The 10,903-nt window shown below is 56.9% G+C and carries 10 protein-coding genes; all 10 read left to right on the top strand.

Annotation, left to right across the window (positions count from 1 at the left end; genetic code table 11):
* Window positions 1-955 (top strand): CaiB/BaiF CoA-transferase family protein (locus EOA24_RS14605; protein WP_133374516.1); only part of this gene is annotated, 955 nt, incomplete at its 5' end.
* A 136-nt stretch (window positions 956-1,091) separates the two neighbouring features.
* Complete coding sequence (locus tag EOA24_RS14600) at window positions 1,092-2,003, top strand: CoA ester lyase (protein WP_126080669.1); 912 nt, start codon at window positions 1,092-1,094, stop codon at window positions 2,001-2,003.
* A gap of 133 nt (window positions 2,004-2,136) precedes the next feature.
* Window positions 2,137-3,063 (top strand): LysR family transcriptional regulator, encoded by a 927-nt coding sequence (locus EOA24_RS14595; RefSeq protein ID WP_126080670.1) that lies wholly within the window; start codon window positions 2,137-2,139, stop codon window positions 3,061-3,063.
* A 195-nt stretch (window positions 3,064-3,258) separates the two neighbouring features.
* Window positions 3,259-4,692, top strand: coding sequence for an NAD-dependent succinate-semialdehyde dehydrogenase (locus EOA24_RS14590; protein ID WP_126087044.1), 1,434 nt, complete (start codon window positions 3,259-3,261; stop codon window positions 4,690-4,692).
* A gap of 6 nt (window positions 4,693-4,698) precedes the next feature.
* Complete coding sequence (locus EOA24_RS14585; protein ID WP_126080671.1) at window positions 4,699-6,243, top strand: fumarate hydratase; 1,545 nt, start codon at window positions 4,699-4,701, stop codon at window positions 6,241-6,243.
* 502 nt (window positions 6,244-6,745) lie between these two features.
* Entirely contained in the window at window positions 6,746-7,243 is a 498-nt protein-coding gene (locus EOA24_RS14580) for an Lrp/AsnC family transcriptional regulator (protein ID WP_126080672.1), read from the top strand.
* A gap of 808 nt (window positions 7,244-8,051) precedes the next feature.
* Complete coding sequence (locus tag EOA24_RS14575) at window positions 8,052-8,639, top strand: toll-Interleukin receptor (RefSeq protein WP_167508689.1); 588 nt, start codon at window positions 8,052-8,054, stop codon at window positions 8,637-8,639.
* A 17-nt stretch (window positions 8,640-8,656) separates the two neighbouring features.
* Complete coding sequence (locus EOA24_RS14570) at window positions 8,657-9,517, top strand: DUF4231 domain-containing protein (protein ID WP_126087045.1); 861 nt, start codon at window positions 8,657-8,659, stop codon at window positions 9,515-9,517.
* A 9-nt stretch (window positions 9,518-9,526) separates the two neighbouring features.
* Window positions 9,527-10,033 carry a TIR domain-containing protein gene (locus EOA24_RS14565; protein WP_126080675.1) on the top strand — a complete coding sequence of 169 codons (507 nt, stop codon included), beginning with the start codon at window positions 9,527-9,529 and terminating at the stop codon, window positions 10,031-10,033.
* A gap of 676 nt (window positions 10,034-10,709) precedes the next feature.
* Entirely contained in the window at window positions 10,710-10,886 is a 177-nt protein-coding gene (locus EOA24_RS41585) for a hypothetical protein (protein WP_164781893.1), read from the top strand.
* Window positions 10,887-10,903 lie beyond the last annotated feature (17 nt).

Raw genomic sequence — 10,903 nt, 5'->3', positions numbered from 1 at the left:
GTCAGTATGCTTGGATTTGAGGTTGGAGGCGGACCGTGCTGTGCTGGACACGCTTGTTGCTGCTGCTGACGTCTTTATCCAGAATCTGAAGCCAGGCAGCATCGAAAAACTCGGCTTCGGATCTGCGGATCTGCGTCGCCGTTTTCCGCGGCTAATCACCTGCGACATTTCGGGATTTGGGGAGGGGGGGCCATTTTCTCACCTCAAGGCCTATGATCTCATCGTCCAAGCCGAAACCGGTCTGTGTGCGATCACCGGGACGCAACAGGGACCCGCCCGTGTGGGTGTGTCGGTTTGCGACATCTCGGCAGGCATGACGGCACATAGCGCCATACTTCAGGCGCTGTATCATCGCGAGGTCACTGGCGAAGGGGCTAGCATTCAGGTGTCCCTGTTCGATGCCGTCGCCGATTGGATGAACGTGCCGGTCCTGCAACACGACTACAGCAGCTACCACACGGTACGCGCGGGCGTGAAACACCCCTCGCTGGCGCCTTATGGCGCCTATCGCTGCGCCGATGGCAAGGACGTCATCTTTTCCGTGCAGAATGACCGGGAATGGGTGAATTTCTGCGAGAAATTCCTGAAGCGGCCTGAGCTCACGCGTGCACTTGGTTTCGCCGACAACATGGAGCGCCTCGGCCACCGTCCTCAACTTGATGAGATAATTGAGCTGCGGTTTTCCGAGCTGTCCTGCCACGAAGCGATGCAGGAGCTTGAGGCGGCCGGTTTGGCATATGGGCGACTGAACGAAGTGGCGGACATTTCAAAGCATCCACACGTTCGCAGGGTTGAGATTGGCACACCTGAAGGAACAGTAGAGACGATCGCCCCGGCGGCGATCTTCAACTCTGAGCGCCCCTCGCTGCGCCCAGTTCCGGGCCTTGGTGCGCATACGGAGGCTGTCCGCGAGGAGGTTCGAGCAGGTTTGCGCGCAAGAGCCGCGTCAGCATGAGCGTGCCTGTTGTCGGGAAGGAAGCGCGATCGCGATTCACAGAGTGCATGCCTAGTCCTGGCCCCTCTGGGTGCCACGGCCGCCCAGCAAACTCACTGACAGCGCCCACGCTAGAATCGACCGCAGAGGCGACTTCATGAATGACGCCGTTCAGGCCGTTGAAAGCCCGATGTCTGTTCCCCGCTGGAGATCTCTGCTCTTTGTTCCCGCTCATGTTCCGCGCTTTGTGGAGGCGGCTCATGAGCGCGGGGCAGATGGCGTCATACTCGACCTTGAGGACTCCGTTCCCCAGGATCAAAAAGGTGAGTCACGGCGCCAGCTTTCTGCATCCGTGGCAAAGGTGGGCCGCAGGGGCGCTTATGTTTTAGTTCGCGTGAATCGCGGTTTGCGTGCCTTGGCGGCCGATCTCGATGCAGCCGTAGTAGCGGGTGTTGATGCACTTGTCCTTCCGAAGACGGATTCGGCAGCGTGGGTAATAGAGATCGCAAATGCGGTATCGGAACTTGAACGAGAAAGAAATCTTGCGGTGGGTCGAATCCGGTTCCTTGCCTTGATCGAGACCCCGGCAGCATTACAAAGTCTCTCAGCCATTGCGTCGGCCCATCCCAGGATGGTTGCAATGGCGCTGGGTCCTGAAGACTTCAGTGCCTCCGTTGGCGGTGCCCCGGAACTCGACCTTCTTTTGACACCGAACCTTTCTGTTCTGTTTGCCGCTCGCGCCGCTGGCTTGCTACCGCTTGGTTTCATAGGAAGTATCAGCGAGTTCTCAGACAATGATAGACTTCGTGAGGCCGCGGCCCATGCGCGGCGGCTTGGCTTTACCGGGGCTTTGGCGATCCATCCAAATCAGGTTGCCATATTCAATGAGGCTTTCTCACCAAGCCCACAGGAACTCGAGTGGGCCCGTCGTGTCCTCGCGGCGGAAAAAGATGCGACGGCGCAAGGCAGAGGCGCGTTCGCATTGGACGGAAAGATGGTCGATCCACCGGTTATTCGAAGGGCCCGAGAAATCATCGCGACGGATCCGGGCGCCGAGTTGGCCGTTTGAGTCCTCAGCGGGTTGATCAACAAGACTGGGACGACGACAGCAAGCGTCAGCAGCTCGGCACAATTATTGCTGTCGTGCCATCACATTTTAAGATAGATTGCGTCAATTGCAGTCCGCCCTCGGAAGAGTACCCGTGGAAATCAGGCAGTTAAGATACTTCGTCGGCGTGGTCGAAGCAGGCAGTTTCACGAAGGCCGCTGGCTTTCTGAATGTCGCCCAGAGTGCGCTGAGTCTGCATGTACGCCAATTGGAGGAAGGCTTCGGCACTCAGCTGCTGATACGCGACAGAACCGGCGTGAGCGTGACGGCGTCAGGAGCCAAACTGCTCGAGCGGGCGCGGGCAATTCTCAAAGAAATTCGACTTACCGAGGTGGAATTGACCAACACAGCCGCTTCCCCTGCCGGGGAGGTGACTATTGGGATTCCGTCTGGAGCTGCTCGCGTCCTGAGCGGTCCGCTGCTTGAGGCGGTGAGACACGAACTGCCCAAGGTGTCCCTCAAGATGGTCGAGGGTATGACGGGACCGCTAGAGGAATGGATGGCGGCTGGACGCTTCAATCTGGCGGTTCTGTACCGCACAGCAGACAGTGTGGGGCGAATGACGGTGCTAGCGCGCGAAGACCTTTGTCTGGTGGTTCCGTCCGGCGAGCCACCGTTTGAAGATGCGATATCGCTGGTCGACCTGCATGAATTCCCCCTGGCGGTTCCCATGCGCAACAACAATGTCAGGCGTTCGGTGGCTGATGTCGTCGCACAACACGGTTGCGCGCTGGACGTCAGGTTTGAAGTGGACTCCCTCTCAACGATCATCAACATGGTCGTAGAGGGAAAAGCGCATTCTATTCTCGCCCCGTCTGCGGTTCAGAAAGAAGCCTCCCAAGGGCTGGTCCGGACTGTCAAGATCGTCGATCCGGTGATTACTCGGTCCGTGGTGCTCGCTGTAAATCCCAAAGATGAGCGTTCTGCGGCCGTTTCTGCGGTCTGCAAGCTCATTCCGAAGGTCGCCAGAAAATTGATTGAAATCCGGGACTGGGCGGCGGTGGCGCCTGAGGCGACCTGACAAACTAACCTGTAAAGCTGGGCATGATCTTTTGCGGCCATAAGGACCAGCCCGATCTGGATTCCAGATGGATTTCGGCAATATTCGATATTTGACCCGCCGCGACCATCGCGATGAAACTGGCTCAAGCGAGTTCAGCAGTTTCGATATCGAAACTGCGCTCGTATGCAAGAATTCAGTCAAGTGGAGCCCGTGATGTCCGACGCCAAGAGCTACGAGCTCTTCATTAATGGCAAATGGCGAGCCGGTGGTAGCCGAGCCACTTTGCCGGTGATCAACCCGGCGACGGAGAAGGTATTTGCCTCAGTGGCCTCGGCTACGGTTTCAGACTTGGATGAAGCTCTTGCCTCGGCAGAACGCAGCCGCAAGGCGTGGTCCTCACGACCCGCCAAAGAGCGTGGCGAGATCCTCGTCTCTGCCGCCAGCATTCTGGCAGAGAAAGCTGGCGCCGCAGCCAGGGACCTGTCGTCCGAACAGGGAAAGACGATTGCCGAAGCGACAGGAGAATACGCGCGCGCAGTCGAAACGCTGGAATGGAATGGCCGGCATGCCGATGAGTTGTCGGCCCCGATTCCGTTGGGCTCGAACAGGATGATAGCCCCCGAGCCGCTCGGTGTCGTCGCTGCATTTACGCCATGGAACTATCCGGCCGTTCTTATCGCCCGCAAGCTCGCCCCCGCGCTGGCGGCAGGCTGCCCGGTGATCCTCAAAGGGGCCGAGGAGACGCCAAGTGTGGCTGTCCATATCGTGGAATCTTTGCGTCAAGCAGGGATACCAGAAGGCGTGGTCAACCTGGTGTTCGGTGTTCCTGTGCATATATCGCGGCATCTGCTCAGTTCGCCAATTGTGAAAGTCTTGACGTTCACGGGGTCGACGGCTGTTGGAAAACAGCTAGCCACGCTGGCCGCGAATAATCTGCAGCGTTGCATCCTTGAGCTCGGTGGACATTCCCCGGTTATTGTGTGCGAAGATGCGGATCTGGCAAGGGCGATACCGGCTATTTCGGAATACAAATTCGAGTGCGCGGGCCAGAGCTGTAATGCGCCCAGCAGGATTCTTGTCGCCCGGTCCCGCTATGAGGAACTCCTGTTCCGGATGACGGAGGCGGTCCGAAGAATCAGGATCGGACCACCGGATGACCCTGCAACGCAAATGGGGCCAATGGCAAACGCGCGGCGAATAGAGGCCATGCAGCGCCTGACCAAGGATGCGGTAGAAGGCGGCGCCCGCATCGAGACCGGTGGCATCCCCCTTGACCGACCGGGGTTTTACTGGCCGCCAACCATCCTGACGGGCGTACCGAAGCAAGCGAGAGTGCTTCATGAAGAGCCGTTCGGACCGATTCTCACCGTGGCGCCTTTCGATACGATCGAAGAGGCGATCGAGGAAGCCAACGCCACCGAGTACGGTCTGGCCGCCTACTTGTTTACTGGCGCGGCCGATACGCAACAGAAGCTTATCAATGGTCTCTCTGCGGGCGCAGTTAGTGTGAATTACCTGAAAGGGGTTTCCGCGGATGCGCCTTATGGGGGCGTCAAGCAAAGCGGCTATGGATATGAAGGCGGCGAGCAGGGGGTGCGAAGCTTCCAGATTTTGAAAATGGTCAATGGCCTCGGTTCGTTTGGATAAAATCCGGTGGGAAACAGAACACGGACCATCGCAGGTCGCGACATCACAAGGAGCGTCGCCGACGCCCTTCAGTACATCTCGTACTATCATCCTCCAGATTATATCCGGTCTCTTTCTCACGCATACACGCGAGAACAGAGCCCGTCGGCGAAGAATGCCATAGGTCAGATTCTGCTGAACTCCCGCATGGCGGCCTTTGGGCGGCGCCCGATCTGTCAGGACACCGGACTTGTGGTTGTCTTCGCAAAGGTCGGCATGGATGCCCGCATTAAGTCAACAGCCAGTTTCGCTGATCTTGTGAATGAGGGCGTACGTCAAGCCTATCTCGATCCGGACAATCCCCTTCGGGCATCGATCGTTGCGGATCCCCTCGCTAGACGGGTCAACACCCGCGACAACACGCCGGCAGTTGTCCATGTCAACTTGGTGCAAGGTGACCAGATTGAGATCACTATCGCCGCAAAAGGCGGCGGGTCCGAGAACAAGGCACGTTTTACCACCCTTAATCCCAGCGCCTCCGTTTCCGACTGGGTGGTCAATACCGTTTCGACCCTGGGCAGCGGATGGTGTCCGCCTGGGCTGATCTCTGTTGGTATCGGTGGTAGCGCTGAAAAGGCGATGCTGCTGGCCAAGGAAGCCATGAACGAGCCCATCGATATGGCGGAACTAATCGCAAGGGGGGCGTCAAGCCCGGAAGAGGGACTGCGGATTGAGCTTTATGAGCGGATCAACGCGCTTGGCATCGGCGCCCAAGGGCTTGGTGGTCTGACGACAGTCGTTGACGTCAAGGTTGCGACCTATCCTACTCATGCGGCGTCCAAGCCTGTGGCGCTCATCCCGCAATGCGCCGCCAACCGGCACCTGAAGTTTACTTTGGACGGCTCTGGACCCATCAGGCTCCAGCCGCCCGATTTGCGCGAATGGCCCGACATCGGAGCCGACGAATTGAACCCAGCCGGCGTCCGGCGGGTCAATTTAGATACGCTGACGAAGGAAGAGACGGCATCGTGGCGCTGCGGTGAAACGCTCCTGCTGTCTGGAAAGATGCTGACGGGCCGTGACGCTGCCCACAAACGAATGGTCGAGCTGATCGATGCCGGCAAGCCGCTTCCGGTCGATCTGACGGGACGCGTGATCTACTATGTCGGTCCCGTCCGGGCAGTGAGGAATGAGGTCGTTGGACCCGCCGGTCCAACAACCTCCAGCCGCTTGGACGATTTTACGGACAAGGTGCTCGCCGAAACCGGCCTTTTTGCGATGATCGGCAAAGCGGAAAGGGGACCGGCGGCCATCGAGTCGATTATAAGACACAAAACGCCCTATCTTGCTGCAGTGGGTGGCGCTGCGTACCTGATTTCAAAATCGATTAAGAAGGCGCGGATCGTTGCCTTTGAAGACCTGGGCATGGAAGCCATCTATGAATTCGATGTGCAGGACATGCCTGTTATCATGGCCGTCGATGTTGAGGGAAACTCCATTCACAATTCCGGGCCTCTCGAGTGGCGTAGGCGTATGGCGGCCGACAGCATCGCACGCAACATCGGCGTTTGAATCTTCCCAGTTAGGCGATTTCGGCCAGACACCAGCGTCAAATTGTTGGGCACGCCGTACGACGAGCGGCATTTGCGGTGCCTTGCGCCTCGGCGAGCCGGACGAGCAAGGCCTTCAATTCACCCCAATAGCTGAATGTGCCACTGAATACTGCATTGAGTATGCCGTCCACGCGATCGAGGCTCGAATGCAGTCGCGCGTCTATCAAGTACGGTAGCGGGGATTCAAGAAAATGGGTTATCTATTTTATTTATCAGAAGGTCTCTGCCGCCGCCGACTTCCTCTCCAGCTGCACCATTGCCCGTTAGGCGCTGGGGCGATAGCCAAATTACTTCTGCAGCTTTTCTCAGCGGATCGCTCTCCTTAGCTGATTTTCATACCCATTCTAGCACATCTCGGGCCTGGAACGGATGCCTTCCACTGCTACATTCGGTCGTTTCAATGATAATAGAATTGATCGGCACACGGCGCGCTGTCGATCGCTGCTTGAGAGCAACAGGTTATGAAGTCGAAACCCGATCCCGTGCAACTCGACAGTTGGGACGTCCGGATTCTCTCCGAGATTCAGGCAGACGGTCGGATTTCAAAAAGTGAGCTTGCAAAACGAGTTCATCTTTCGGCGTCGGCCTGTTCGGAGCGGCTCCGAGCACTCAAGGCCGCAGGAATTATTGAGGGATTTTATGCGCGACTGAGTCCTGCACTCGTCGGCGGCATGATCTTTGTGATGGTAGAAGTCGTGCTGGATCGCCATCGTCTTGAGGACCAACGAGTCTTCGAAACTGCAATCCAAGAGATTCCGGAAATCCTGGACTGCTGGGCAATTGGGGGGCGCGTGGATTATTTGATGCGGGTCGCATCTCGTTCTATGGCCGCCTATCAGGATTTCATGGAGGGACTGCTGCAGGCAGGCTTGGGGATTGATCAATACTATAGCCTTGTCGTCACGAAACCAGTGAAGTCCAATTCACCGATACCTTTGTCCGCCCTGAGGCAACGGTGAAAGCGAAAGTTTAAGTTTCAACGGCGTTTGGCACGGATCCCGTAGATTCGTCGGCAAAAGGCGCCCATTCCGACGAAACTCAAGGGACATTTGCGGTATACTAATTGCTGGAAAAAGGTGGCCGAGCGCTATCCGCCAGTTGATGGCGAGGAAGGACGATGCGCTTGAGCAATCTGGAACCGATCATTCCAGGAGACGGATCGAAGCAGCCATCGGACGCACTTGGCCAGCACGGTTACGGCGAGAAGCCAAACCGGATCGTGCCTGGTTGAGGAGGCGTCCATATCTAAGATGCGAAGTGCCGAAAAAATGCCTCTACCGCTACTTCAAGGGGGGAACTTTCGCCCTGGATTGGCGATCAGTGGCGATTGAGCTTAGTCGCGGTCAGCGCATCCGTGTGGGGGGGGCGAAATCTACAGCGAGGGTTTGGCAAGCCGACGGGTAGCGGGAGTGCAAGCTGGCCCGCTCGGCCCTGGCGACCAACCCGGCCCTCGACGCCTGCGGACATTCGGAGATCGCTCCATCGCGTTTTTACGTCGTAAGTTCGTTGCTGATCGAGATTAGGAGATCGTCTGTCCTGTTTGACATCGCTGGTCTCGCAGCCTTCTAAGCGAGGAGCATGGCTGTGCCGGGGTCGCGTAGGTGGGTGACAAGGCCGGTCACTCCTGCCAGCCGACGTGGTCTTTGAGAAGGTGGAGGTTGCGCTACCGGCTGGAGAGCATGGTGCCAGTTTTCACAAGACAAGGGTCGCTTAATCGAATGGGCGTCAAGTTCATAGATTGCGAACAGATCATGGGGGATTTGAATAGTGCTACTGACCGAGGCAGAGCTGAAAAGAGTTGCGAATGCCAGTCGAGGACATAGAGCCGCATCGATCGTTCTAAAGGAAGAGACGGCCGCAGCTACAGCCAGATCTTCATTCGACGTTTTTCTGTCACATTCTTTCAAGGACGCAGAGATCATTCTCGGTGTGAAGCGAATTTTCGAGGAGCTTGGGTTCACTGCTTACGTAGATTGGGTCGAAGATTCACAACTGGACCGCACAAAGGTCTCCTCGGCCACCGCCGAGTTGCTGCGGACCCGTATGAGGCAGTCAAAGACGCTAATCTATGTGCATTCAAACAATTCTCCAGAATCCAGATGGATGCCTTGGGAGCTTGGCTTTTTCGATGGGTTTCGGACCGCGGTAGCGGTTCTGCCCGTGGCAAAAAATTCTTCGGAAACATTCTCCGGGCAAGAATTTTTGGGCCTATACCCTTACATTGATGGGACAGGACCTGCATTCCTGTTTATGAACAGAGGGACCGCGCCTCGCTCAAGAATAGGCTCTGTAAGCTCGACTGCTAACCTCACGTTTGCCAAATCCTGGCTTAAAGAATTTACCGCCACAAAATAGACTGGTGTGCTTCAAAAATGAAATATCCTGGACTCTATAATAGCGCCGACGTGGCATCCAACGAGCAGCAGGCGACGTTTCTCCGCCTGATCCGGGCAGAGTACGTTCTTCTTTTTTTAGCGTCGGTGCTCTCTTTGGACTTGTCGCCATCAAAAGCCTATTTCGGTGTCTATGCTGCGGTATTTCTTTGCTCAATGGGAGTCCTCATTTTCCGGTCGGTCACAAAGCCCGAGCAGGTCTGGTATCAGGCTCGAGCTCTTGCAGAGTCGGTGAAGACATTGACTTGGCGCTTCGCGATGCGAGCACAGCCGTTCGATGACGCGCGCGCCGCTGACGCCAGAGCTGATTTTCGAAAGCTCATGGAAGGTATCCTTGATAGCAATCGTCACCTTGGTAGCGCGTTGAGCGGCACCGATTCAGCATCCCCCCAAACAACCGACCAGATGATGTCGATAAGGGACTCCCCGCTAAAAGAAAGAAAAGACATATATCTGCAGAGACGAATCTGCGACCAGCGGAAGTGGTACGAGAAGAAGGCGCGCTCGAACAAGAGGTCCGCGAAAGTCTGGATGGGCCTTGGTATTTTTGCATACGCTCTGGGATTCTCGTTCATCGTAGTACGCATCGCTGACCCCGCGATGCCTGGCTGGCCGACCGAGCCGCTAATTGTCATCGCCGCCTCGCTTATCGGGTGGACCCAGATCAAGAAATTTAACGAATTGGCATCGGCTTACACGTTGACAGCTCACGAGATCGGCTTGACTGCCGACCTTATTACGGACGCCAACTCGGATGAGGCATTCTCCGCCGCGGTGAACGAAGCCGAACTGGCTTTCTCACGGGAGCACACCCAGTGGGTTGCTCGTCAAAACAACTAAGAGACAACAATGGCATACAGCGATCCGACCTATGTAATATTTGACGGCGATGAAGACGCTTGGGCATACCGCTTTATGAAAGGGTGGAATGCCAGCGAGAATGTGAGTTTTGAATTCGCGAACGCTCACGATCTGGACAATATGACGAGCCGAGCACAGGACGAAGATTATGTTAAACGCAATCTTCGCAACAGAATGAATGGATCGAGCCAGGTACTTGTCCTGATCGGTGAGAAAACGAAAAACCTTTTTCGCTTCGTGCGCTGGGAAATGGAATTGGCCCTTGATCTAGGTCTGCCGATAATCGCAGCAAACCTTAACGGCTCGCGGCAACAAGATGCGAGCTGTCCGCCTATCATCAGGGACAAATGTGTTGTGCACGTGCCGTTCAAGATGAAGGCCATCAAGCACGCGCTAGCCAATTGGCCCAGCGAATTTCATCGGCTTTCAAACGCTCAGCGTGGCGATGGCGCCAGGAGCTATGGCGAAAGCACCTATCGCGATCTCGGCTTATAATCGCCCACCTAAAAGCACTTAGCCGCCAAAACATCCTCGCCATCCGCTGGCGGCGACTAGCCTTAGCAACGTCCCCCAGCGTGTTCCGAGCTTGCCGAGCGATGATAAGAAGAGACGTCCGATTTGCTGAGTTTGGCTGAAAGCTGCAGGTCATGTGCAACCTATTAGAGGAGCCCCGCTCGAAGCGTCGGATCGTCAGACAAGATCATGTCGCGCGAGGGCGCTGGTTTCGCGAGGAAAAGGAGCGGCTGTTCGATGTTTGAGGCTTGATCCAGCGTTTCGAGACTGCACGAGCGGCCAGCATTGATGGAGGCAGCTTTTCAGGCCGCGCAATTCTGTCGGCTCGCCCCCTCCTGCGAGCCGCAGCTCGGCTCGCCCTGCGCAGCAACCACGAATTTGCGATCGCAAGAAAGGCAACACGCTCACGATAGAACTTGGCGGCGCTGGTCGGCTGCGAATCAAGATGTCAATGGCAAGGAGCTCTCGCCGCGCGTCTTTGCCGGGCCGAACCTTCTGGCTATGCTCCTTCGAGAAGTCTGCCGAGCACCAGCCGCCGCACCGCCAAAGCGATCAATATGCGCGAGGGCACGACCTCAGCCTCTCAGCGCTGGCCAACCAGGTTGGAGCCTGTGCCGCGGCACGGAACCCGCTGCCTGCTGATCGAGGCGAATGTGCTTTGCCCCTGATCACCTGCATTACCACCCTTGGGAACGGCAAGACCGATCCGGACCGTCAGAATGTAAGGGATGACCGGCAGTTCGGCGGAACATGGCCGCCGGCGCTCTATCGTGCCTCGCGCGGCCGGCGGGAACAGCGTCCCGAGCGCTATTCATCCGTCAATATCGCCCGCTAATCGGGCACTATGCTGGG

This window comes from Mesorhizobium sp. M2A.F.Ca.ET.039.01.1.1, from assembly GCF_003998035.1.
GTDB lineage: Bacteria > Pseudomonadota > Alphaproteobacteria > Rhizobiales > Rhizobiaceae > Mesorhizobium.
This window is presented reverse-complemented; position numbering and strand designations above follow the sequence as displayed.

What these genes read in the sequence shown, in the direction of transcription:
- EOA24_RS14600 (WP_126080669.1), top strand. Translation starts at nt 1,092, where the DNA reads ATGAATGACGCCGTTCAGGCCGTTGAAAGCCCGATGTCTGTTCCCCGC.
- EOA24_RS14580 (WP_126080672.1), top strand. Translation starts at nt 6,746, where the DNA reads ATGAAGTCGAAACCCGATCCCGTGCAACTCGACAGTTGGGACGTCCGG.
- EOA24_RS14565 (WP_126080675.1), top strand. Translation starts at nt 9,527, where the DNA reads ATGGCATACAGCGATCCGACCTATGTAATATTTGACGGCGATGAAGAC.
- EOA24_RS14590 (WP_126087044.1), top strand. Translation starts at nt 3,259, where the DNA reads ATGTCCGACGCCAAGAGCTACGAGCTCTTCATTAATGGCAAATGGCGA.
- EOA24_RS14570 (WP_126087045.1), top strand. Translation starts at nt 8,657, where the DNA reads ATGAAATATCCTGGACTCTATAATAGCGCCGACGTGGCATCCAACGAG.